This is a genomic window from Klebsiella sp. B345, from assembly GCF_051131735.1.
Classification (GTDB): domain Bacteria; phylum Pseudomonadota; class Gammaproteobacteria; order Enterobacterales; family Enterobacteriaceae; genus Klebsiella.
Map to the genome: position 1 here is coordinate 3072831 of NZ_CP180443.1, position 23088 is coordinate 3095918.

At 56.7% G+C, this 23088-nt stretch carries 19 protein-coding genes; 9 read left to right on the plus strand and 10 right to left on the minus strand.

Annotated features, from left to right (window positions below; all coding sequences use genetic code 11):
• Positions 1 to 66: 66 nt before the first annotated feature.
• From ftsN to priA, 3 genes are all read right to left on the minus strand, one after another.
• Positions 67 to 1068, minus strand: coding sequence for a cell division protein FtsN (gene ftsN / locus ACMYSO_RS14460; protein WP_123758008.1), 1002 nt, complete (start codon positions 1066 to 1068; stop codon positions 67 to 69).
• Between the two features lie 76 nt (positions 1069 to 1144).
• A complete protein-coding gene (gene cytR, locus ACMYSO_RS14465; RefSeq protein ID WP_123758007.1) occupies positions 1145 to 2173 on the minus strand; it encodes a DNA-binding transcriptional regulator CytR in 1029 nt (342 codons plus the stop codon).
• 151 nt (positions 2174 to 2324) lie between these two features.
• Positions 2325 to 4520, minus strand: coding sequence for a primosomal protein N' (gene priA / locus ACMYSO_RS14470; RefSeq protein WP_434665459.1), 2196 nt, complete (start codon positions 4518 to 4520; stop codon positions 2325 to 2327).
• Positions 4521 to 4784: 264 nt separating this feature from the next.
• On the opposite strand from priA, the gene rpmE reads away from it, so the two are divergent.
• Positions 4785 to 5000, plus strand: a complete 216-nt coding sequence (gene rpmE, locus ACMYSO_RS14475) for a 50S ribosomal protein L31 (RefSeq protein ID WP_045853658.1) — start codon at positions 4785 to 4787, stop codon at positions 4998 to 5000.
• 122 nt (positions 5001 to 5122) lie between these two features.
• On the opposite strand, the gene metJ is transcribed toward rpmE, so the two are convergent.
• On the minus strand, positions 5123 to 5440 hold the full coding sequence (gene metJ / locus ACMYSO_RS14480; protein ID WP_004869405.1) for a met regulon transcriptional regulator MetJ: 318 nt from the start codon (positions 5438 to 5440) through the stop codon (positions 5123 to 5125).
• Between the two features lie 265 nt (positions 5441 to 5705).
• Between metJ and metB the strand changes: the two genes are divergently transcribed.
• Together metB and ACMYSO_RS14490 are read left to right on the plus strand one after the other, a co-directional pair.
• Positions 5706 to 6866: a cystathionine gamma-synthase gene (gene metB / locus ACMYSO_RS14485; RefSeq protein ID WP_174510280.1), complete on the plus strand. Its 1161-nt coding sequence runs from the start codon at positions 5706 to 5708 to the stop codon at positions 6864 to 6866.
• A 2-nt stretch (positions 6867 to 6868) separates the two neighbouring features.
• Entirely contained in the window at positions 6869 to 9301 is a 2433-nt protein-coding gene (locus ACMYSO_RS14490) for a bifunctional aspartate kinase/homoserine dehydrogenase II (RefSeq protein ID WP_434665462.1), read from the plus strand.
• A gap of 45 nt (positions 9302 to 9346) precedes the next feature.
• On the opposite strand, the gene ACMYSO_RS14495 is transcribed toward ACMYSO_RS14490, so the two are convergent.
• On the minus strand, positions 9347 to 9718 hold the full coding sequence (locus tag ACMYSO_RS14495) for a carboxymuconolactone decarboxylase family protein (protein WP_434665464.1): 372 nt from the start codon (positions 9716 to 9718) through the stop codon (positions 9347 to 9349).
• A gap of 89 nt (positions 9719 to 9807) precedes the next feature.
• On the opposite strand from ACMYSO_RS14495, the gene ACMYSO_RS14500 reads away from it, so the two are divergent.
• Together ACMYSO_RS14500 and metF are read left to right on the plus strand one after the other, a co-directional pair.
• Positions 9808 to 10707 (plus strand): LysR family transcriptional regulator, encoded by a 900-nt coding sequence (locus ACMYSO_RS14500; RefSeq protein WP_434665466.1) that lies wholly within the window; start codon positions 9808 to 9810, stop codon positions 10705 to 10707.
• A 167-nt stretch (positions 10708 to 10874) separates the two neighbouring features.
• Positions 10875 to 11765, plus strand: a complete 891-nt coding sequence (gene metF / locus ACMYSO_RS14505) for a methylenetetrahydrofolate reductase (protein ID WP_123758001.1) — start codon at positions 10875 to 10877, stop codon at positions 11763 to 11765.
• 31 nt (positions 11766 to 11796) lie between these two features.
• Here metF and gldA read toward each other — a convergent pair whose 3' ends face one another.
• From gldA to ACMYSO_RS14520, 3 genes are all read right to left on the minus strand, one after another.
• Positions 11797 to 12900, minus strand: a complete 1104-nt coding sequence (gldA, locus tag ACMYSO_RS14510) for a bifunctional L-1,2-propanediol dehydrogenase/glycerol dehydrogenase (RefSeq protein ID WP_434665468.1) — start codon at positions 12898 to 12900, stop codon at positions 11797 to 11799.
• 54 nt (positions 12901 to 12954) lie between these two features.
• Positions 12955 to 13617 carry a fructose-6-phosphate aldolase gene (gene fsa / locus ACMYSO_RS14515; protein WP_434665470.1) on the minus strand — a complete coding sequence of 221 codons (663 nt, stop codon included), beginning with the start codon at positions 13615 to 13617 and terminating at the stop codon, positions 12955 to 12957.
• Between the two features lie 207 nt (positions 13618 to 13824).
• A complete protein-coding gene (locus ACMYSO_RS14520; protein ID WP_434665472.1) occupies positions 13825 to 14679 on the minus strand; it encodes a helix-turn-helix transcriptional regulator in 855 nt (284 codons plus the stop codon).
• A 153-nt stretch (positions 14680 to 14832) separates the two neighbouring features.
• Here ACMYSO_RS14520 and zinT point away from each other — a divergent pair, with 153 nt between their 5' ends.
• Entirely contained in the window at positions 14833 to 15483 is a 651-nt protein-coding gene (gene zinT, locus ACMYSO_RS14525) for a metal-binding protein ZinT (protein WP_434665475.1), read from the plus strand.
• 108 nt (positions 15484 to 15591) lie between these two features.
• Here zinT and ppc read toward each other — a convergent pair whose 3' ends face one another.
• Positions 15592 to 18243 carry a phosphoenolpyruvate carboxylase gene (gene ppc / locus ACMYSO_RS14530; RefSeq protein ID WP_434586928.1) on the minus strand — a complete coding sequence of 884 codons (2652 nt, stop codon included), beginning with the start codon at positions 18241 to 18243 and terminating at the stop codon, positions 15592 to 15594.
• Positions 18244 to 18498: 255 nt separating this feature from the next.
• Positions 18499 to 19650: an acetylornithine deacetylase gene (argE, locus tag ACMYSO_RS14535; RefSeq protein ID WP_123757995.1), complete on the minus strand. Its 1152-nt coding sequence runs from the start codon at positions 19648 to 19650 to the stop codon at positions 18499 to 18501.
• A 177-nt stretch (positions 19651 to 19827) separates the two neighbouring features.
• On the opposite strand from argE, the gene argC reads away from it, so the two are divergent.
• The 3 genes from argC (at position 19828) to argH (ending at position 23059) form a co-directional block, all read left to right on the plus strand.
• The gene (gene argC, locus ACMYSO_RS14540) at positions 19828 to 20832 is read left to right on the plus strand and encodes an N-acetyl-gamma-glutamyl-phosphate reductase (protein WP_434586926.1); all 1005 of its coding nucleotides are present in this window, start codon (positions 19828 to 19830) and stop codon (positions 20830 to 20832) included.
• A 6-nt stretch (positions 20833 to 20838) separates the two neighbouring features.
• Positions 20839 to 21615, plus strand: a complete 777-nt coding sequence (gene argB, locus ACMYSO_RS14545) for an acetylglutamate kinase (RefSeq protein ID WP_434586925.1) — start codon at positions 20839 to 20841, stop codon at positions 21613 to 21615.
• Between the two features lie 70 nt (positions 21616 to 21685).
• Positions 21686 to 23059 carry an argininosuccinate lyase gene (argH, locus tag ACMYSO_RS14550; protein ID WP_434665478.1) on the plus strand — a complete coding sequence of 458 codons (1374 nt, stop codon included), beginning with the start codon at positions 21686 to 21688 and terminating at the stop codon, positions 23057 to 23059.
• The last annotated feature ends 29 nt before the right edge of the window (positions 23060 to 23088 follow it).

The window sequence follows — 23088 nt, forward strand, 5'->3', positions numbered from 1 at the left end:
GGAATAGGGGCCCCGCGGATGACGCGGGGCAGAATGCAATTATAGATGGGGGGGATTTTTAGGGTTTCAACCCCTGGCGGCGAGACGAATGCAGTTTGCATGCCCGGCCATCTTCAGGCGAGTGATCATATCGTTGGCGCTTTCTTTGCCTTTCAGCGGCCCAATCACCACGCGGTTCCAGCCATTGTTGGTGGTAATGCGTGAGGAGAACCCTTCAAATGCCAGCTGTGCGCGCACGGTTTCTGCCTGCTCCGCACCTTTGAAGGAGCCGCACTGAATCATCCAGCTACGATCGTCTTTCTTCTCAGCCGGTGCTTTCTGCGCTTCTTCAACGCGCGCAACTGGCGCGGCGGCCTGTGTTTTAGGCTGCGATGTCGTATGTGCCGGCGTTTGTAGCAGATCCTGATACGGCTGCTGGGTAGACGCGGTTTGCTTCGGCTGCTGTACCGGTTTTGGTTGCGCAGCAGGCTTTGGCTGCTCGGCTACTCGCTGTTGCGCACGCGGCTGTTGTACCGGCGCCTGCGTTTGCGTCTGCGCCCACTGCTGCTGGGCAACCTGTTGCTGCTGCTGCACCTGCTGTTGAGCCAGACGCTGACGCTGCAGCGTTTGTTGACGCTGGGCCTGGGTTTGTTCGTTCCACGGAACTTCGGTCAGTTGGGTTGGCTGCTGGCGCATATCCGCCTGCATCTGTGCCAGTAACTGACGCTGTTCGTTGGTGAGCTGTTCGGGTTTCATCACTTCCCCGCCGGCCGTCGGTTCAGTCGGCGCACGCACGCCAGGCTGGCGACTTTCCAGCTCTTTAATATAGCGCCAGCGCTCTTCCGGTTTTGGCGGTAAGCCGTTTCCTGCAGCCTGACGGTTTTGCAGGGCTTCCGCTTCTTCTTTTTTATGGTGCGTGATGAAGTACAGCCCACCGATAAAGGCCACCAGCACTGCCGCCGCGATCGCAACCATCGTTGGTGAAACCGCCGCAAGGCTGCTCTGTTTGTTCCTTGAGCTTCGGGTATTACCCTTTTTGCGCCGCGAAGAAGCCGGTTGGCTGCGGCGTACATAATCTCGTTGTGCCACTATCGTTTCGCTGTCTTATTCGTTCGTCAGTCCGCCATGTTACTTAAGCGGCAAGGCTTTGACCAGAACCGGATGGTTATGCTCTGATTTTACGTGTACTGCCGCGAACGATCAGTTCGCAGTCCAGCAATCGTGAACCACTGTTTACATTATGACCATGTAGCTGATCCAGTAGCAGCAGCATCGCTTCGCGGCCGATATCAAAGCGCGGTTGCGCAACGGTCGTCAATGGCGGATCGCAAAATTCAGATAAAGAGATATTATCGAAACCCACAATCGACAGGTCGTCAGGCACTTTCAGGCCCCGGCGTTTTGCCAGCGACAGCGCGCCAAGCGCCATGATATCGCTGTGGCAGAAAACCGCGGTGGGCGGCACAGGGAGCGCCAGAAGCTGCTCCAGCGCGTTGGCTCCGGCTTCATAGGTAAAATTACCACGCGCAATATAATGCGGGTCGATAGTTATCCCACTGCGGCGCAGCGCCTGCACATAGCCCTGGAGACGGTAATGGCACAGCGGCATCTCTTCCGGACCGGCGATGCAACCAATGCGCTGGTGTCCCAGCTCATGCAGATAATTGACAGCATTAAACGCCGCTGTGAGGTTATCGATATGTACCGTCGGCAGCTCAAGCTCAGGCGCAAACTCATTCGCCATGACCATCGGTGGCAGATTGCGTTGTTCTTCAACGCCCGCATCGAAGGGCAGTCGTGAGCCGAGCAGCAGCATACCGTCGATCTGCTTGGTAATGATCAGGTCGATAAAGGTTTTTTCCTGGCGGTTCTGGTGGGCGCAGTCACCGATCAGCACCAGATATCCCTGTTCTGCCGCGGTGATTTCAATGCCGCGAATTATCTCGCTGAAAAAGGGATCGCAAATATCAGGCACGATGACCAGAATCGTACGCGATTCATTGCGTTTCATGTTACGCCCGAGCGACTGCGGCAAATAGCCGACTTCAAGCGCCGCCTGCTCCACCCGATTACGGGTAGTCTGAGAAACCTTATCGGGATTCATTAACGCTCGGGACACGGTTGCCGTGGAAACGTTTGCCTTCAGGGCAACGTCTTTCATCGTGGCGGCAACCACCTGTTTTTTGGGCTTCACCTGTTTTCTCCTCACTGACTCGTGCAGACACATCCCTTGTGCTCTGACATCAGCAACATTTTTAGCAGATAGTCGATGCAGAGAGTTACAGAATTTTCATGAAAAACGTGATGACTGTTGAATTTTTTCGATCCGTCTCGCAAGAGAAGGCTTAACCTTCAATAGGATCGACGTCCAGCACCCACTTTACCTTACGTGCTTCCGGCAGGGTGTTGATCAGCGCTAATGTCCCGCTGACGATATGCTGCAGGCGAACGCGCGACGGGTGCTGGAGCAGAATCTGCCAGCGCCAGCGGCCTCCGCGTTTGGGCGCCAGCGCCGGCACGGGGCCAAGCACCCACAGTTTGTCATCGGCCAACGGGCTGGCCTGCAGCAAATTGCGCAACTGTTGCAGGAACAGCGGAGCCTGCTGATTGTTATGATCTTCGGCACGAATCAGGACGTGGCTGGTCCACGGCGGCAGCTGCATGGTCTGACGTTCGGCCAGCGCTTGATCGGCAAAAGCATCGTAGCCCTGATACAGCAGCGTTTGCAGCAGCGGATGCTCCGGGTGATGCGTTTGCAGAATCACCTCGCCCTGTTTACCCGCGCGCCCGGCACGGCCAGAGACCTGGGTATAGAGCTGGGCGAAGCGCTCGGCGGAGCGGAAGTCGGCGGAAAACAGCGCGCCGTCAACGTCCAGCAGAGACACCAGCGTCACGTCCGGGAAGTGATGACCTTTGGCCAGCATTTGCGTGCCGATCAGGATACGCGCGCCGCCGCGGTGGATATCGGCGAGGTGCTGCTCGAGCGCGCCTTTGCGGCTGGTGGTATCCCGGTCGACGCGGGAGATCGGAACGTCGGGAAACAGCGGCGCCAGCGCCTGCTCCAGCTGTTCGGTTCCCAGCCCGACGGGGACAAGGTGCGTCGACCCGCATGACGGACACTGACGTGGGATTGGGCGCTGACTGTCGCAGTGATGACAGCGTAGGTGATGCTGGGCCTGGTGCAGGGTGTAGTAGCTGTCGCAGCGTGGGCATTCGGCAATCCACCCGCAATCGTGGCACAGCAGCGCAGGGGCAAAACCGCGACGGTTTAAAAACAGAATCACCTGGTTATCGGCCTGCAGGTGTTGCCGCATACGGCTGATGAGGGCCGGAGAAAGTCCCGCCTGCAGCTGCTGGCCTTTTAAATCCAGCACGTGTTGCTGAGCCGGACGCGCATTGCCCGCCCGCTTGGTCAGCTTCAGTTGCCGATACTTGCCCTGGCGGACGTTATAGAGCGTCTCCAGCGCCGGCGTAGCGGACCCCAGAATGATCGGGATTTGCTCGCTGTGGGCGCGCCAGACCGCCAGGTCGCGAGCGTGATAACGCCAGCCTTCCTGCTGCTTATAGGAGCTATCGTGCTCCTCATCGATAACGATCACCCCAAGGTCTTTAAATGGCGTAAACAGTGACGAACGCGTCCCGATGACGATAGCCGCCTCGCCATTTTTAGCCTTTAGCCATGCCGAGAGACGCTCGCTATCATTCAGCCCGGAGTGCAGCACCTCAACCGGTGCGTTAAAGCGCTGGCGGAAGCGGGCGATGGTTTGCGGCGTGAGGCCAATCTCCGGCACCATTACCAGCGCCTGACGGCCCTGCGCCAGCACGTTTTCCAGAACGCTGAGATAGACTTCCGTTTTTCCGGAACCGGTAATACCGGCCAGCAGCCAGGTTGAAAACCGGTCTGACGCACTGTGAATAGCGCCCACGGCGGTAGCCTGCTCGGTATTCAGACGCAGCCGTTCGCCGGGAATGGAAAAATGGGTTCGCCAGTCGGTAAGGGCCGGGGTTTCGCTCGCCAGTTCACACAGCCCTTTACCACGCAGCGCCTGCAGCGCGGCATCGTTAAATTCCAGCTCCGCAACCTGATAGCGCCATATTTTCCCCTGGCGAAGGGCGGCCAGCGCCTGCTGTTGTTTCGGCGAGCGCTTGAGGCTATTAATGTCAACGGCCTGGCCCTGCTCGGTGGCAAACCAGTACCACTGCGGCGCTGCGCTGGCCGGCTTGCCCTGGCGTAGCAGGATCGGTAGCGCGTGGAACAGCACATCGCCGATAGGGTGGTGATAATAATCGGCCGCCCACAGCAGCAGTCGCCAGACGGTAGATGGAAACACCGGTTCGCTATCCAGCGCTTCGACAACCGGTTTTAGCTCATCCAGCGGCAGTTCGCTGTGCTCGCTGATGGCGGTGACAATACCAATGCGCTCCTGTTTGCCAAAGGGCACACGCACGCGACAGCCTGCTTTGACCGACATGCCTTCAGGGAGGCGATAGTCAAAGGTACGGGGCAGCGGAACGGGCAGGGCAACGTGAGCGACGGACATGTCATCTTCCTGACTTGAAATCTGGCCGCTTAGTATACACATTGTAATAAGGGCTCGCGGATCAGTTTGCATATGCTGGTCAAATTCTGTATGATTCGCCGCCTTTGGTGCGCTTCGTGCAGCATCAAACTAAACGTATTACCTGAAAGTCTCGCGCTGTGGTCAATGTACCGGTAGCGTAGAAGGTGACAGGCAATTATTAACATCGCGTGGTGTCTGGCGTTAGGGCTGGAAGAGCGACGCGGCCTTAACTGAGGTTCTCCCATGAAAAAAGATATTCACCCGAAATACGAAGAAGTTACTGCTAACTGCTCTTGCGGTAACGTCATGAAAATCCGTTCTACCGTTGGTCACGACCTGAACCTCGACGTGTGCGGTAAATGTCACCCGTTCTACACTGGCAAGCAGCGTGACGTTGCTACCGGTGGCCGTGTTGACCGCTTCAACAAGCGCTTCAGCGTGCCGGGTACCAGCAAGTAATTTGCTGAAAGAAAAAGCCGCCTCAGGGCGGCTTTTTTTGTTTTTGTCGCCAGACCGCGCTGTAGATGGCCAGTCAGTGACGTCAAAAAGGGCGGAGGTAAACTCCGCCCTTTTTCATGCGCTTAGTATTCCCACGTATCCGGGTCGATGCCCATCTCACGCATAATCTGCTTCGCCGCTTCCGGGATCTCATCGCTGCGTTCTTTACGCAGGTCTTCATCGTTCGGCAACGGTTGACCGGTAAAGGCATGCAGGAACGCTTCACACAGCAGTTCGCTGTTGGTGGCATGCCGCAGGTTGTTCACCTGGCGACGCGTGCGTTCATCGGTGAGGATTTTTAACACCTTCAGAGGAATGGAAACCGTAATTTTTTTTACTTGCTCACTCTTCTTACCGTGCTCAGCGTATGGGCTGATATATTCGCCGCTCCATTCAGCCATGAGATACCTTAATCCTCTATTCATTAGTTAAGGACCAGAACGTCTTGTCTGGCCATAATTGCGCGTAGTTTACCGTAGCGGGGCGTGTCTGACATCTGATTAGCCCCTGCGGATGTGCGCCAATGCATATAATTTTAACGGCTATTCGCTTTTTGCTCAATCTATACGCAAAGAAGTTTAGATGTCCAGATGTATTGACGTCCATTGTGACAATGATTACTCTGGTGCCTGACTTTTCACCGATTCAGCCCAGGAACTGCCCAACATGACGCGTAAACAGGCCACCATCGCAGTGCGTAGCGGTTTAAATGACGACGAACAGTACGGTTGCGTTGTCCCGCCGATTCACCTTTCCAGTACCTACAACTTCACCGGCTTTAATGAACCTCGTGCCCATGACTATTCCCGTCGCGGCAACCCGACGCGTGATGTCGTGCAGCGCGCGCTGGCTGAGCTGGAAGGCGGCGCGGGTGCCGTGCTGACCAACACCGGTATGTCGGCCATTCTGCTGGTGACCACCGTGTTCCTGAAGCCTGGTGATGTGCTGGTGGCGCCACATGACTGCTACGGCGGCAGCTATCGCTTATTTGATAGCCTGGCGAAACGCGGGTGCTATCGCGTGCTGTTTGTCGATCAGAATGATGAACAGGCGCTGAATGCGGCATTGGCTGAAAAACCGAAGCTGGTATTGGTCGAAAGCCCAAGTAATCCGTTGCTGCGGGTGGTGGATATTGCGAAAATCTGCTCGCTGGCTCGTGAAGCAGGTGCGGTAAGCGTGGTGGATAACACCTTCCTGAGCCCGGCGTTGCAAAACCCGCTGGCGCTGGGTGCCGATCTGGTACTGCATTCGTGCACCAAATACCTGAATGGCCACTCTGACGTGGTGGCGGGCGTGGTGATTGCCAAAGATCCGGCCCTTGTCACCGAACTGGCATGGTGGGCGAATAATATCGGCGTCACCGGCGGTGCATTCGATAGTTACCTGTTGCTACGTGGTTTGCGTACGCTCTCTCCGCGTATGGAAGTGGCGCAGCGCAATGCTCAGGCGATTGTCGACTATCTGAAAGCCCAGCCGTTGGTGAAAAAACTGTATCATCCGTCCCTGCCGGAAAATCAGGGGCATGAGATTGCTGCGCGTCAGCAAAAAGGTTTTGGCGCAATGTTAAGCTTTGAACTGGACGGGGATGAGCAGACGTTGCGCCGTTTTCTGAGCGGATTGTCGCTGTTTACGCTGGCCGAATCGCTGGGGGGCGTAGAAAGTCTGATTTCGCATGCCGCAACGATGACGCATGCAGGTATGTCGCCTGAAGCACGTGCGGCGGCTGGGATTTCAGAAACGCTTCTGCGTATTTCGACCGGTATTGAAGATGGTGAAGATTTAATTGCCGACCTGGAAAATGGCTTCCGGGCAGCAAACGAGGAATAAACATGAGTGTGAATGCGCAGGCAGGGGCGAAGGGTCGTCAACTGCACAAATTTGGTGGGAGTAGTTTAGCGGATGCGAAATGTTACCTGCGTGTCGCAGGGATCATGACGGAATACTCGCAGGCGGGGGACATGATGGTTGTCTCCGCCGCGGGTAGCACCACCAACCAGCTGATTAGCTGGCTGAAACTCAGCCAGACCGATCGCCTTTCTGCGCATCAGGTGCAGCAGTCGCTGCGCCGTTATCACATGGAGCTGATCGCCAGCCTGCTGCCAGCAGACGCCGCCGATACGCTGATCGCCACCTTTATCCACGATCTCGAGCGCCTTGCCGGCTTGCTTGACAGCGGCGTGACCGATGCGGTCTACGCCGAGGTGGTCGGTCACGGTGAAGTCTGGTCCGCACGCCTGATGGCGGCAGTCCTGAACCACTTAGGGCAGGAAGCGGCCTGGCTTGATGCCCGCAGCTTCCTGCGTGCCGAACGCGCCGCACAGCCGCAGGTGGATGAAGGTCTGTCCTATCCGCTGTTGCAGCAGTTGATGGCGCAACACCCGAATAAACGCCTGGTGGTGACCGGTTTTATCTCGCGCAACAACGCGGGTGAGACGGTTCTGCTGGGACGCAACGGCTCCGACTATTCCGCTACCCAGATTGGCGCGCTGGCCGGGGCTTCTCGCGTCACGATCTGGAGCGATGTGGCCGGGGTCTATAGTGCCGACCCGCGTAAGGTGAAAGATGCCTGTCTGCTGCCGCTGCTGCGTCTGGATGAAGCCAGCGAGCTGGCACGTCTGGCCGCACCAGTGCTCCATGCTCGTACACTGCAGCCGGTTTCCGGCAGCGATATCGATCTGCAATTACGCTGTAGCTATAACCCTGAACAGGGCTCTACGCGTATTGAGCGTGTGTTGGCCTCCGGTACCGGCGCGCGTATTGTGACCAGCCACGATGATGTGTGCCTGATTGAGTTCCAGGTGCCTGCTGGCCAGGATTTCAAGCTGGCGCATAAAGAGCTGGATCTTATCTTTAAACGCGCTCAACTGCGCCCGCTGGCGGTCGGTGTCCATGCTGACCGTAAGCTGCTGCAGTTCTGCTATACCTCGGAAGTTGCCGACAGCGCGCTGCGCCTGTTGGACGAAGCCGGTCTCCCGGGCGAACTGCGTCTGCGTCAGAAGCTGGCGCTGGTGGCGATGGTCGGGGCCGGCGTCAGCCGTAATCCACTGCACTGTCACCGTTTCTGGCAGCAACTGAAAGGGCAGCCGGTTGAGTTTACCTGGCAGTCCGAAGAGGGCATCAGCCTGGTCGCGGTGCTGCGTGCTGGCCCGACGGAAAGCCTGATTCAGGGGCTGCACCAGTCGCTGTTCCGCGCAGAGAAACGCATTGGCCTGGTGCTGTTTGGCAAAGGCAACATTGGTTCGCGCTGGCTGGAGCTGTTCGCTCGCGAACAAAGCACGCTTTCCGCACGCACCGGTTTTGAATTTATTCTCGCCGGCGTGGTGGACAGCCGCCGCAGCCTGCTGAACTACGAGGGCCTGGACGCCAGCCGCGCATTGGCCTTCTTCAACGACGAGGCCGTCGCCCAGGATGAAGAGTCACTGTTTTTGTGGATGCGCGCTCACCCGTACGATGATTTAGTGGTGCTGGACGTGACCGCCAGCGAGCAGCTGGCCGATCAGTACCTGGATTTCGCCAGCCACGGTTTCCATGTGATCAGCGCGAATAAACTGGCGGGCGCCAGCAGCAGCGACAAATACCGTCAAATCCACGATGCGTTTGAGAAAACCGGTCGTCACTGGCTGTACAACGCCACCGTAGGCGCGGGCTTGCCTGTGAACCACACGGTGCGCGATCTGATCGATAGCGGCGATACCATCCTGGCGCTGAGCGGCATTTTCTCCGGCACGCTCTCTTGGTTGTTCCTGCAGTTTGATGGCACCGTGCCGTTCACCGATCTGGTCGATCAGGCATGGCAGCAAGGGCTGACGGAGCCGGACCCGCGCGTTGACCTCGCGGGGAAAGACGTGATGCGTAAGCTGGTGATCCTCGCCCGCGAGGCCGGGTATGACATCGAACCCGATCAGGTTCGTGTGGAATCTCTGGTGCCTGCGCACTGCGAAGAGGGGTCTGTCGATCACTTCTTTGAGAATGGTGAAGAGCTGAACGAGCAGATGCTGCAGCGTCTGGAAGCGGCCCGTGAAATGGGGCTGGTTCTGCGTTATGTGGCGCGTTTTGATGCCAACGGCAAAGCACGGGTCGGCGTTGAAGCGGTCCGTGAGGAGCACCCTCTGGCAGCGCTGCTGCCGTGCGACAACGTGTTTGCGATCGAGAGCCGCTGGTACCGCGATAACCCACTGGTGATCCGCGGCCCGGGTGCCGGCCGCGATGTGACCGCTGGCGCCATTCAGTCGGACATCAACCGTCTGGCGCAGCTGCTGTAACTCAACTCTGTCTACGAGACCAGGCGTTGGTCTGGTCTCGTCGTATCAGCGTGCAGCGAACACCTCTTTGGCGGCAAACAGGCCATTCAGCGCCGCCGGGAACCCGGCATATACCGCCATCTGCATGATCACTTCAACAATTTCTTCCTGCGATAAACCAACATGCAACCCAGCGGCAATGTGCACTTTGAGCTGCGGGGCGGCGTTGCCCAGCGCGGTAAGCGCGGCAATGGTGGCGATTTCACGGCTGCGCAAATCCAGCCCCGGACGGGCGTAGATATCGCCGAACGGGAACTCGATCAGATAGCGGGCAAAGTCCGGGGCGATAGCCTGCAAACTGGCTACGACGGCATCGCCGCCTTTGCCGTCAACGCGCTGCAACATATCAAGGCCGGTAGTATAACGTTCTGATGTCATGATCTTTCCTCATAGTGATAATGTGCTGTAAGGAGAGTAGAGGCATCGGGAAGCGTTGAGTAATACCCTTTTCGTGATACCTTTCCGGTATGACAAATTCTCGCTTATCTTCTCTGGACATGCGGTTGCTGCGTTATTTCGCGGTGGTGGCGGAAGAGAACAATATTAGTCGGGCAGCACAGCGGTTGTTTATTTCACAGCCGCCGCTGAGCCGGCATATCCGCCAGTTGGAAATGCTGCTGGGGGTGACGCTATTTGTCCGTCACACCAAAGGACTGATACTGACCGCAGAAGGTGAACGGGTGCTGGAGACGGTCCGGCCATTGCTGGCGCTGCAGGAACAGACGTTAAGCGCGTTAAGCCAACTCTCCCGCGATCGGCAGCAGCCGTTACGACTGGGGCTGACCACCGCATTTGAACAGGGGATCTTTGCGCCGCTGGAATCCGCCCTGAGCGGTCACATCAGCGCTCTGCACCTCATCCGACAGTCTTCACCGGCCCTGGCTCAACAAGTGCGCAGGGGCAAGCTGAGCGCCGCGCTGGTGGCGCTGCCACTGGATGCCGACGGCTTAACGTTTTCGCCGCTGCCCTATGATGAACCGCTGATTGCGGCGCTGCCGGCTTCATGGCCGCAAGCCACCATGGCCCCACTGACCTTAAACGCCCTGAACCATCAACCGCTGTTCTGGTTCAAGCGGGAGCGTAATCCGGCGTTTTTTGACCAGACCCGGCGCCTCTTTGAACGTGCTGGTTATGCCCCAACCTACGTTGAAGAGCCTGCCGAGCATGATGTCCTGCTGGCGCGTATTGCACGTGGAGAAGGGATGATTCTGCTGCCGGCCTCATTTGCGGCTATTCAGCGTCAGGGGGTGGTGTTCCTGGCGCTGGAGGATGCCCGTCTGCATCTGACGCTCGGATTATTAACCCGGCCGGAAGATGACGCGTTGCGCGATTGGCTGCTGCCGTTAATTGAAGAATCATTAAGTTAGCGTTGAGCGACATGAATTAATCTCATCTTCGCTGAATATTCCTCACTGTTTACGCTGATTTTTCTATTGACGCCTGCCCGCTTTTCCGTCATTTTTACATCTGGACGTCTAAACGTATAGAAGTTCGCAACACAACAAACAATAAAATGCGATTGATGAGGTAAGGTATGAGCTTTTTTCACGCCAATCAGCGGGAAGCGCTGAATCAGAGCCTGGCAGAAGTGCAGGGCCAGATTAATGTGTCTTTTGAATTCTTCCCGCCGCGCACCAGTGAAATGGAGCAAACCCTGTGGAAGTCCATCGATCGCTTAAGCAGCCTGAAGCCGAAGTTTGTCTCGGTGACCTACGGTGCGAACTCCGGCGAGCGCGACCGTACCCACAGCATCATCAAAGGCATTAAAGAGCGTACTGGTCTGGAAGCGGCACCGCATCTGACCTGTATCGACGCCAGCCGCGACGAGCTGCGCGCCATTGCCCAGGACTACTGGAACAACGGCATTCGTCATATTGTTGCCCTGCGCGGTGATTTACCGCCGGGCAGCGGCAAGCCGGATATGTACGCCGCCGATCTGGTGACGTTGCTGAAAGAGGTGGGCGATTTTGATATCTCCGTGGCGGCCTATCCGGAAGTGCACCCCGAGGCCAAAAGCGCGCAGGCGGATCTACTGAATCTGAAGCGTAAAGTCGATGCGGGCGCCAACCGGGCGATCACCCAGTTTTTCTTCGACGTTGAAAGCTATCTGCGTTTCCGCGATCGCTGCGTGTCCGCCGGCATTGATGTCGAAATTATTCCTGGGATCCTGCCAGTTTCTAACTTCAAACAGGCGAAGAAGTTTGCCGACATGACCAACGTGCGTATCCCCACCTGGATGTCGAAAATGTTTGAAGGCCTGGATAACGATGCGGAAACCCGCCAGCTGGTCGGGGCGAACATCGCCATGGACATGGTGAAGATTTTAAGCCGGGAAGGGGTGAAGGATTTCCACTTCTACACGCTGAACCGCGCTGAGATGAGCTACGCGATTTGCCACACGCTGGGCGTTCGCCCGGCGGTATAAAAAAATGGCCCTCATCGAGGGCCATTCTGTTTTATTCCCATTCCTGCAGGAAACGCTGGCCGTACTGATCGGCGACCAACAGCGCGGCGTAGACCTGATCGGCCGTCGCGCCGCCAGGCATATTGTGGATGGTTTCTCCCTCTGCGCAGGCGGCTTCCGCCACGGCGCGCATCTTGCCCGGAATATCCCCTTTAATATTCAGCTGCGCCAGGGTGATCGGCAGGCCGACGCTGTGGCACAGTGCGGCAACGGTTTCGATCTCTTCCACCGGGGCATTTTCCAGCACCAACTGGGTCAACGTACCGAAAGCGACTTTTTCACCGTGGTAGAAATGGTGGGCATCAGCCAGTACCGTCAGCCCGTTATGGATGGCGTGCGCCGCGGCCAGACCGCCGCTTTCAAAGCCCACGCCGCTCAGATAGGTGTTGGCTTCAATCACTTTCTCCAGCGCTGGCGTGACGACATGTTGCTCCGCTGCCAGCATCGCTTTTTCGCCTTCCTCTATCAGCGTGTTGTAGCACAGCTCGGCCAGCGCCAGCGCGGCCTGAGTGCACTGACCTCCTGCCATGGTCGTGGCGCCGCTGCGTGAACAGGCGCGGGCTTCAAACCAGGTCGCCAACGCATCGCCGATACCGGCGGCCAGCAGGCGCGGTGGCGCACCGGCAACGATTTGCGTATCGACAATCACCATATTTGGGTTGCGTGGCAGCATCAGATAGCTGTCAAACTCCCCTTCATCGGTATAGATAACCGAGAGGGCGCTGCAGGGGGCGTCCGTTGAGGCAATGGTCGGGGCAATCACCACCGGAAGGTGCATAAAATGAGCTAATGCTTTTGCGGTATCCAGCGTTTTGCCGCCGCCGATACCCAGCACGGCATGACAGTTGGCTGAACTAGCAATGTCCTGCAAACGGTTGATTTCATTGTGTGAGCATTCGCCGCCAAACGGGACGATCTCGGCCATCAGGCCGGCGTCTGTCAGGCTTTTACGCAGTTTTTCTTCGGCAAAACCCAGTACAAACTTGTCGCCTACAATCAGCCAGCGTTCGGCCAGTGGTTTGAGGTATTCGCCAAGGCGGGTGATGGCGTTCGCGCCCTGAATGTATTTGCCCGGGGATTGAATAATGTGATCCATTTCTTTTCCTCCTGGATGATCGTGGCGCCGCCCTTTGGCGGCGCGCCGATCGGGTTACAGGTTCAGATTTCCAAAAGCGTTATTCCAGTCTTGCTCAAACTTCTCTATGGCTGACTCTACCGCGGGGGTGCCAAGCATTTGTTGCGCTACGTCTAAAGGAAGGGTGATAGCTTCACAGCCCGCTAACAGACAATCCAGCGCCTGACGTGGGGTTTTAAAGCTGGCGGCCAGCACCTTGCTCTCTGGCGCATGGAGCTCCAGCAGGGATTGCAGCTCCTGCACCATGCGGATGCCGTCACCGCCCTGGGCATCGACGCGATTGACGTAAGGGGCAACATATTTTGCGCCCGCCAGCGCGGCCAATAGCCCCTGGGAGGCGCTATAGACCGCGGTGCCCAGGGTCGGAATGCCTTCTTTCTGCAGCAGCTTGATCGCGGCGAGGCCCTCGGCGGTAACCGGGATCTTAACCACAATTCCCGGGACGGCATTGCTCAGGCGTTTGGCTTCCGCCACCATGCCTTCAGCATCGCGGCTCATGGTCTGGGCAAACAGCGTTCCCTCTGGCCCGACGGCTTTTTGCAGGCGCGGGAGTACCTCCCAGACCGGCGTTTTGCCGGCGGCGATAATGCTGGGGTTAGTGGTGACGCCAGCCAGGGGATAGATGCGTGCCAGGCGTTCAACTTCTGCTACGTTTGCGGTGTCCAGATAGAGTTCCATAGCCTTTCCTCGATGCTCAATTCAGTGATGTTGAGATAAGGATACGGCTTCTCACCGACGGGTCGCCAGATGACAAATTTGCCAAAAACTGGATAAATGTACGCATTACGGTTAAGGATGATTTAGATCACGTTTCTCCCGTTATTCCTGATGCCCATGAGCAGCGTAATCAGAGAAATATGAAGAATACTTACAAAAATCTAGTTTTTACTGGATTTCTTTTTCTGTCAGTTGGCTGTGGTACTGGCGGCGATATTCGGAGGGTGAGCGTTCAGTATTTTTACGAAACAGGCGGCAGAAATAGTTGCTGTCGGCAAAGCCGCAGGCGTGGGCGACATCTTTGACCTTCATGTCATGGCCCTTTAGCAGCATCCTGGCCTGTTCGAGCCGGACGTGATTCAGGTACTCGTTAAACCCCATTGGCCCGCATTTCTGGAACAGGTGGGAGAGATAGTTTGGCGAGAGGTAAAACTCCTGCGCGACCGCTTCGCGGGTTAACGGCTCGGCAAAGTGGGCCTCGATATACTGACGGATCGCCTCAAACAGCGCCTGACTACGGGACGCGGTTTGTACCTGGCTGCCGAGGAGATCGGCGCAGTGGCTCAGCAGGCTGATAACAATGCTGCGCGTTGTGCGCTGTTCCTGGGGCTGCATCAGCATCTCGTTGAGCGCCTGTAGCAGAAAAGATCCGGTACGAGGGCCGCGACGCGGAACCTGCAGCTTTTCCTCAATCTGCAGATGACAGCCGTCCCAGCGCTGCAGAGTAAACACCAGCTGCTGCTTGCCAAACACGATGCTCAGGGTGCGACAGGGCGAGCTCCACTGGGGAAAATGCCATCCTCCGGCGGGGATATACAGCGCGTCATATTGGGTAAGTATTGGCGGATCGGCTTTTATACCAGGATCGTACAGCTGGCCTTCAAGCATGATTTCAAGACGTGAAAAATCAGCCTTCTGCACCTCATCGGCACGCGGACGGTGGGTGCTGGCAAAGCGGATCTGCTGGATCGCCGCCGGACCGGTAATTAACGCGTCGATGAGTTGATTGAGATCGGTATCCATACTTGCTCCATACAAGGCGCCTCGTATTTATCATACCGGACAGAGCTGAAAGGGTAAAAGCCGGCTCAGGATGGCAGGATAACGATGTTGCACGACGTGTATGATATGTTATATCGTAACATATCGTTGCAAGCGTTAACTCAGGAGAATGTAATGACCATAAAGATGTCTGCCCTTGCGTTGGGTGTTGGCCTGCTATTGGCCAGTGCTCAGACCTTTGCTCACGGCAATCATAGCCATGGACCCGCGTTAACCGAGGCGGAGATAAAAGCAAGCGAGGGCATTTTTGCCGATGGGGACGTTAAGGATCGGTCGCTAAGCGATTGGGATGGGATCTGGCAGTCGGTGAACCCTTATTTGCTCAATGGCGATTTGGATCCGGTGCTGGAGCAAAAAGCCAAAAAAGCGGGCGCTAAGAGCGTGGCCGAGTATCGGGAATATTATAAGAAAGGCTATGCCACCGACGTTGACCAGATTGGGATTGAGGACAACGTGATGGAGTTCCACATTGGCAAAACGGTCAATACCTGCCAGTACGCCTATGCCGGCAAGAAGATCCTGACCTATGCCTCCGGTAAGAAGGGCGTGCGCTATCTGTTCGAATGCCAGCAGGCTGATTCAAAAGCGCCGAAATTTGTTCAGTTCAGCGATCATATTATCGGTCCGCGCAAATCGCAGCACTTCCACATCTTTATGGGTAATGAATCGCAGGAGGCGCTGCTGAAAGAGATGGATAACTGGCCGACCTATTATCCGTATGCCCTACACAAAGAGCAGATCGTCGACGAGATGCTGCACCATTAATGAAAAAAGCCGGTTAATAAAAAACCCCGGTCGCGCGAAGCTGGCCGGGGTTTTTGTTGCCCGGATAAGGCGTAAACGGCGCTATCCGGGACTGGTATTGCGCAGAGATTAGCCGGTGTTACGCATACCGGCAGCAACGCCGGCGATGGTGACCATCAGCGCCTGTTCAACGCGCGGATCCGGCTCTTTGCCTTCTTCTTCCGCCAGACGCGAACGGTGCAGCAGTTCTGCCTGCAGAACGTTCAGCGGGTCGGTATAGATGTTACGCAACTGGATAGACTCGGCGATCCACGGCAGGTCGGCCATCAGGTGGGAATCGTTCGCAATATCCAGTACCACGTTGATCCCGGTAGAGAGCAGCTCACGCAGTTCGGCGCCCAGCTTCCACAGCTCCGGGGTTACCAGACGCTGATCGTAATATTCCGCCAGCCACAGGTCGGCTTTCGAGAACACCATTTCCAGCATGCCGAGACGGGTTGAGAAGAACGGCCAGTCGCGACACATGGTTTCCAGCTCGCTCTGTTTCCCATCTTCCACCACTTTCTGTAGCGCGGTACCTGCACCAAGCCAGGCCGGCAGCATCAGACGGTTTTGCGTCCAGGCGAAAATCCACGGAATGGCGCGCAGGGATTCGACGCCACCGGTCGCACGGCGTTTTGCCGGACGAGAACCCAGCGGCAGTTTACCCAGCTCCTGCTCCGGCGTTGCGGAACGGAAGTACGGGACGAAGTCTTTATTTTCACGCACATAGCCACGGTACATCTTGCAGGAGATGTCAGACAGCTCGGCCATGATATGACGCCACTCCGGTTTTGGTTCCGGCGGTGGCAGCAGGTTGGCTTCCAGTACCGCGCTGGTGTACAGCGACAGGCTGCTGATGGTGACTTCAGGCAGGCCGTATTTAAAGCGAATCATCTCGCCTTGTTCGGTCACGCGCAGGCCACCTTTCAGGCTTCCTGGAGGCTGAGACAGCAGTGCGGCGTGTGCCGGTGCGCCGCCACGACCGATGGAACCGCCGCGGCCATGGAACAGCGTCAGCTCAATCCCGGCTTTTTCGCAGGTTTTAATTAGCGCATCCTGCGCCTGATACTGCGCCCATGAGGCTGCCATGACGCCGGCATCTTTTGCGGAGTCAGAATAGCCAATCATGACCATCTGTTTGCCCTGAATAAAGCCGCGATACCAGTCGATATTCAGCAACTGGGTCATGACGTCATTGGCGTTATTCAGGTCGTCCAGGGTTTCAAACAACGGCGCGACAGGCAGGGCGAAGCCAATACCGGACTCTTTCAGCAGCAGGTGCACGGCCAGCACGTCGGACGGAGTTTTCGCCATTGAGATCACATACGCGGCGATGGATCCGTACGGCGCCTCGGCGATCACTTTACAGGTGTCGAGGACTTCGCGGGTTTCGTTGCTTGGCTCCCACTGACGTGGCAGCAGCGGACGTTTGGAATTCAGTTCGCGGATCAGGAACGCTTGCTTGTCGGCTTCTGACCAGCTTTCGTAATCGCCGATACCCAGATAGCGGGTCATTTCGCCCAGCGCTTCGGTATGACGGGTGCTTTCCTGACGAATGTCGATACGCACCAGCGGTACGCCGAAAGATTTCACGCGACGCAGCGTATCCAGCAGCTCGCCGTTGGCGATGATGCCCATGCCGCAGGACTGCAGCGACTTATAGCAAGCGTACAACGGTTCCCACAGCTGTTCGTTCTGGGTAATCAGGCCTGCCGGCTTCGGCAGTTTCTGCCCCTTCAGACGGGCTTCCAGCCAGGCCTGGGTTTCCATCAGCTGGGTACGCAGCTTTTTCATCAGATAGCGATACGGTTCCTGTGCCCCTTCCGCACCGGCCAGTTCGCGCAGCTCGTCGGTACATTCAACCATCGACAGTTCAGAGATCAGCAGCTGAATATCTTTCAGGAACAGGTCAGTCGCTTTCCAGCGGCTCAGCAGCAGCACGTGACGGGTAATATCAGCGGTGACATTCGGGTTACCGTCGCGGTCACCGCCCATCCAGGAGGTGAAACGCACCGGGACGAAATCTACCGGCAGCTGGTAGCCGAGGTTCTCTTCCAGCTGTTCGTTCAGCTCGCGCAGGTAGTTTGGTACCCCTTCCCACAGGCTGTTTTCAACAACGGCAAAACCCCATTTAGCTTCATCAACCGGCGTCGGGCGGTATTTGCGGATTTCATCAGTATGCCAGGACTGGGCAATCAGCTGGCGCAGACGGCGCATCAGCTGGTGGTGCTCGTAGTCAGCGATATCTTTGTTATCAAGCTGCTTCAGGCAGTTGTTCACTTCCACCATTTTGTGGATCAGCGTACGGCGGGTGATCTCGGTGGGGTGAGCGGTAAGGACCAGCTCCAGAGACAGGGACTCCACCGCTTTCTTAATGGTCTCTTCGTTGAGATGAGGTTGGTCTTTGAGCTTTCTCAGGGTGCGGGCAATCACTTCCGGGTTGCTGGCCGCTTCACCGTTCGGTGAAATGCTGTGGTATTGCTCTGCGGTATTCGCCAGATTCAGAAACTGGCTGAAAGCACGGGCCACCGGCAGCAGCTCGTCATTGGACAAGTTTTGCAGCGTGGTCAGCAATTCCTGGCGGTTGGCTTCATTGCCGGCGCGAGAAGACTTGGACAATTTACGGATAGTTTCGACACGATCAAGAATGTTCTCTCCCAGTGCATCCTTGATGGTATCGCCTAGTACCTTACCGAGCATACTGACATTACTACGCAAAGCGGAATATTGTTCGTTCATGTTACCCCAGACACCCCATCTCATTTTATTTTGTTATATCCGGCGCTCTGCAACAGTGAGCATCGGATAAGCAGCCGTCTTTTATAAAGCCACGTAAAAACCCCCACGTCAATTGTTGCGAAATCGCTTCAGCAAACGAATAAATGACGGTAATTTGCGAAATTTAACTCAGGGGTCCCCTGATAAGCATTACTTATGGAAATGTGACCAGAATCACCGTCCCGCCCTGGCAAAAGCGACGGGAACGGACTGCCCTTAATGCCAGCAGAAATGATGGACAACCTGGGTTATTAGCTCCCGGGTTGGCTTAATAAACCGGGTTTCCAGGTATTCATCCGGCTGGTGGGCCTGGTTAATGGAGCCCGGGCCTAATACTAACGTCGGGCACAACGTCTGGATAAACGGCGCCTCGGTGCAGTAGTTCACCACTTCGGTTTGGGCACCGAGCAGTTTTTCCACGACCTGAACCAGACGGTGGTCTGGTGGACATTCGTAACCAGGAATGGGCGGATGCAGTTCGGATACCGTCAGGCGGCCCGGCCAGCGTTCGCTTACCGGCGCCAGCGCTTCATCCAGCAGCCCGTTAAGATCGTTGAGCGTCATACCCGGCAGCGGGCGAATATCCATATGCAGTTCACAGCAGGCGCAGATACGGTTTGAGGCATCGCCGCCGTGAATCGCGCCGAGGTTGAGCGTTGGATACGGCACGGTAAACGCCGCATAGTGATAACGCTCTTTTAAGTCGTCGCGTAGCTGCATGATGCGGCCGATGGCATCGTACATCAGCTCAATGGCGTTCACACCGCGCGCCGGATCGCTGGAGTGGCCGGACTGGCCCTGGATGCGAATCGCGTTGGACATATGGCCTTTATGCGCGCGCACCGGCTGCAGAGAGGTCGGTTCACCGATGATGGCGCAGTCCGGACGCAGCTGGGTGGTTTCGGCAAAGTAACGGGCGCCGGCCATACTGGTCTCTTCATCGGCGGTGGCCAGGATGTAGAGCGGCTTTTTCAGCGTGCTGACATCGACATCGCGCAGGGCATCAAGGATAAAGGCGAAAAAGCCTTTCATGTCGGCGGTGCCGAGGCCGTACAGTTTGTTGTCGTGCTCGGTCAGGGCGAAAGGATCGCGGGTCCAGCGGCCGTCATCAAACGGCACGGTGTCGGTATGCCCGGCGAGCAGCAGGCCGCCTGCGCCGTGGCCGGTACTGGCCAACAAATTGAATTTATTACGCGTCTCCGGCACCGGCTGGACTTCAACATTGAAGCCAATATCGCGGAACCAGCCAGCGAGTAAATTGATTAAAGTCTCATTACTTTGATCTAGCGCTTCTTCGGTTGCACTGATGGAAGGTGTGGCGATCAATGCGCGGTAAATCTCGATAAAGGGCGGTAAATTGTTTTTCATTGTTGACACACCTCGGGTCATGATAGTATCAATATTCATGCATTATTTATGAATAAAAATACATTATCGTTGAGCGTAAGAAAACCCATAAAACGCAGGGAGACTCTTACGGCTTAACTGGGTGAGGAAGCGAAATGCTTCCTGGGCAAATATGACGTAAGAAGGTGAAGAGCCCCGATGTTGAAGACGCTGATTGTGGGTGCCAGCGGTTATGCCGGCGCAGAGCTAGTGACCTATGTAAATCGCCATCCTCATATGACCATAACCGCTTTGACGGTCTCCGCGCAAAGCAATGATGCAGGGAAATTAGTTTCCGATTTGCATCCGCAGCTGAAAGGCATTGTGGATCTGCCGCTGCAGCCGATGTCAGATATCAGCGAATTTAGCGCCGGCGTCGATGTTGTCTTCCTTGCGACCGCACATGAAGTGAGCCACGACCTGGCGCCGCAGTTTCTTGCCGCAGGCTGCGTGGTGTTCGACCTGTCTGGCGCCTTCCGCGTGAACGACGGTGCGTTTTACGAAAAATATTACGGTTTCACTCATCAGCATCCGGCCCTGCTTGAGCAGGCGGTTTACGGTCTGGCTGAGTGGAACGCCGATGCGCTGAAAGAGGCGAATTTAGTCGCTGTCCCGGGCTGTTATCCGACGGCGGCTCAGTTGTCATTGAAACCGTTGATCGATGCGGACCTGCTGGATCTGAACCAGTGGCCGGTGATCAATGCGACCAGCGGCGTCAGCGGCGCAGGGCGTAAAGCGGCCATCAGCAATAGCTTCTGTGAAGTCAGCCTGCAGCCGTATGGCGTATTCAATCATCGTCACCACCCGGAAATCTCCACCCACCTTGGCGCGGAGGTTATTTTTACCCCTCACCTTGGTAATTTTAAACGTGGGATCCTCGAAACCATTACCTGCCGCCTGAAGCCTGGCGTGAGCAAAGATCAGGTTGCCGCCGTGTTCCAGCAGGCCTATGCCAATAAGCCGCTGGTCCGTTTATATGATAAAGGCGTGCCGGCATTGAAAAACGTCGTGGGTCTGCCATTCTGTGATATCGGTTTTGCCGTTCAGGACCAGCACATTATTGTGGTGGCGGCGGAAGATAACCTGTTGAAAGGTGCGGCGGCACAGGCAATACAGTGCGCGAATATTCGTTTCGGCTACGCTGAGACGCAGTCTCTTATTTAAGGTGTGATGATGAACCCATTAATAATTAAGCTCGGCGGCGTGTTACTCGATAGCGAAGAAGCGCTGGAGCGCCTGTTTACCGCGCTGGTGAATTACCGTGAAGCCCATCATCGCCCGCTGATTATCGTGCACGGTGGCGGCTGTGTAGTAGATGAGTTGATGAAGCAGCTCAACCTGCCGGTGAACAAGAAAAATGGCCTGCGGGTCACGCCAGCGGATCAGATTGATATTATTACCGGCGCGCTGGCGGGAACCGCCAATAAAACGCTGCTGGCCTGGGCGAAAAAACACCATCTGGCTTCCGTGGGCCTGTTCCTCGGCGATGGCGATAGCGTTAAGGTGACACAGCTGGACGAAGAGCTGGGCCACGTCGGTCTGGCGCAGCCGGGTTCGCCTGCGCTGATTAACACTCTGCTGGCGGGCGGCTATCTGCCAGTGGTCAGCTCCATCGGGGTTACCGATGAAGGGCAACTGATGAACGTGAATGCCGACCAGGCAGCGACCGCGCTGGCGGCAACGCTCGGTGCGGACCTGATTCTGCTGTCCGATGTCAGCGGCATTCTTGATGGTAAAGGCCAGCGTATTGCGGAGATGACCGCGGCGAAGGCAGAGCAGCTGATCGAGCAAGGCATTATTACCGACGGTATGATTGTGAAGGTAAATGCGGCACTGGATGCGGCGCGCACGCTGGGTCGTCCGGTAGATATCGCCTCATGGCGCCATGCGGAGCAACTGCCGGCGTTGTTTAACGGCACGCCTATCGGCACGCGTATTCTGGCCTGATTTAACACAGTTGAAGACGGGGGCACAGGGCTTCCCGGCAGCATAAAACCAAATTTGAAGGAAGCACATTATGGCACTTTGGGGCGGGCGTTTTACTCAGGCAGCCGATCAGCGGTTCAAACAGTTCAACGACTCTTTGCGCTTCGACTATCGCCTGGCGGAGCAGGATATTGTTGGCTCTGTCGCCTGGTCTAAAGCGCTGGTGACGGTGGGCGTGCTGAGTGCCGCCGAGCAGCAGCAGCTGGAAGAGGCGTTAGGTGTGCTGTTGGAAGAGGTGCGGGCGAATCCGCAGCAAATCCTTGAAAGCGACGCGGAAGATATTCACAGCTGGGTAGAAGGCAAGCTGATCGACAAAGTGGGTCAACTGGGCAAGAAGCTGCATACCGGGCGTAGCCGTAACGATCAGGTCGCTACTGACCTGAAGCTGTGGTGTAAAGACACGGTCGCCGAGCTGCTGTCGGCCAACCGCCAGCTGCAAAGTGCGCTGGTGGAGACGGCACAGGGCAACCAGGATGCGGTGATGCCGGGGTATACCCACCTGCAACGCGCGCAGCCGGTAACCTTTGCCCACTGGTGCCTGGCGTATGTTGAAATGCTGGCGCGTGATGAAAGCCGTCTGCAGGATGCCCTGAAACGTCTGGATGTCAGCCCGCTGGGCTGCGGTGCGCTGGCGGGCACCGCCTATGACATCGACCGCGAGCAGCTGGCCGGCTGGCTGGGTTTTGCCTCGGCGACCCGCAACAGCCTCGATAGCGTTTCTGACCGTGACCACGTACTGGAACTGCTCTCTGATGCATCGATTGGCATGGTGCACCTGTCACGCTTTGCCGAAGACCTGATTTTCTTTAATACCGGGGAAGCCGGTTTTATTGAGTTGTCCGACCGCGTCACCTCCGGTTCCTCTCTGATGCCGCAGAAGAAAAACCCGGATGCGCTGGAGCTTATCCGTGGTAAGTGTGGCCGTGTTCAGGGCGCGCTGACCGGGATGATGATGACCCTGAAAGGTCTGCCGCTGGCGTACAACAAAGACATGCAGGAAGATAAAGAAGGGCTGTTCGACGCGCTCGATACCTGGCTGGATTGCCTGCATATGGCGGCGCTGGTGCTGGACGGTATTCAGGTTAAGCGTCCGCGTTGTGAAGAAGCGGCGCAGCAGGGCTATGCCAATGCCACCGAGCTGGCGGATTACCTGGTAGCGAAAGGGGTTCCGTTCCGCGAAGCGCACCATATCGTCGGTGAAGCGGTGGTAGAAGCGATCGCCCAGGGCAAGCCGCTGGAAGATCTGGCGCTGGCCGACCTGCAGAAATTTAGCAGCGTGATTGCCGATGATGTCTATCCGATTCTGTCGCTGCAGTCTTGCCTGGATAAGCGTTCGGCAAAAGGCGGCGTCTCACCGCAGCAGGTTGCTAAGGCAATTGACGACGCGAAACAGCGTCTGGTGTGAATGCGCGATTTTCACGGATCATTCTAACG

Coding starts and splice junctions, on each gene's coding strand:
- argB (WP_434586925.1), top strand. CDS start 20,839: ATGATGAACCCATTAATAATTAAGCTCGGCGGCGTGTTACTCGATAGC.
- ACMYSO_RS14520 (WP_434665472.1), bottom strand. CDS start 14,679: ATGGATACCGATCTCAATCAACTCATCGACGCGTTAATTACCGGTCCG.
- argH (WP_434665478.1), top strand. CDS start 21,686: ATGGCACTTTGGGGCGGGCGTTTTACTCAGGCAGCCGATCAGCGGTTC.
- argE (WP_123757995.1), bottom strand. CDS start 19,650: ATGAAAAACAATTTACCGCCCTTTATCGAGATTTACCGCGCATTGATC.
- ppc (WP_434586928.1), bottom strand. CDS start 18,243: ATGAACGAACAATATTCCGCTTTGCGTAGTAATGTCAGTATGCTCGGT.
- ACMYSO_RS14500 (WP_434665466.1), top strand. CDS start 9,808: ATGACAAATTCTCGCTTATCTTCTCTGGACATGCGGTTGCTGCGTTAT.
- priA (WP_434665459.1), bottom strand. CDS start 4,520: ATGTCCGTCGCTCACGTTGCCCTGCCCGTTCCGCTGCCCCGTACCTTT.
- fsa (WP_434665470.1), bottom strand. CDS start 13,617: ATGGAACTCTATCTGGACACCGCAAACGTAGCAGAAGTTGAACGCCTG.
- metJ (WP_004869405.1), bottom strand. CDS start 5,440: ATGGCTGAATGGAGCGGCGAATATATCAGCCCATACGCTGAGCACGGT.
- argC (WP_434586926.1), top strand. CDS start 19,828: ATGTTGAAGACGCTGATTGTGGGTGCCAGCGGTTATGCCGGCGCAGAG.
- rpmE (WP_045853658.1), top strand. CDS start 4,785: ATGAAAAAAGATATTCACCCGAAATACGAAGAAGTTACTGCTAACTGC.
- metF (WP_123758001.1), top strand. CDS start 10,875: ATGAGCTTTTTTCACGCCAATCAGCGGGAAGCGCTGAATCAGAGCCTG.
- metB (WP_174510280.1), top strand. CDS start 5,706: ATGACGCGTAAACAGGCCACCATCGCAGTGCGTAGCGGTTTAAATGAC.
- ACMYSO_RS14495 (WP_434665464.1), bottom strand. CDS start 9,718: ATGACATCAGAACGTTATACTACCGGCCTTGATATGTTGCAGCGCGTT.
- gldA (WP_434665468.1), bottom strand. CDS start 12,900: ATGGATCACATTATTCAATCCCCGGGCAAATACATTCAGGGCGCGAAC.
- zinT (WP_434665475.1), top strand. CDS start 14,833: ATGACCATAAAGATGTCTGCCCTTGCGTTGGGTGTTGGCCTGCTATTG.
- ACMYSO_RS14490 (WP_434665462.1), top strand. CDS start 6,869: ATGAGTGTGAATGCGCAGGCAGGGGCGAAGGGTCGTCAACTGCACAAA.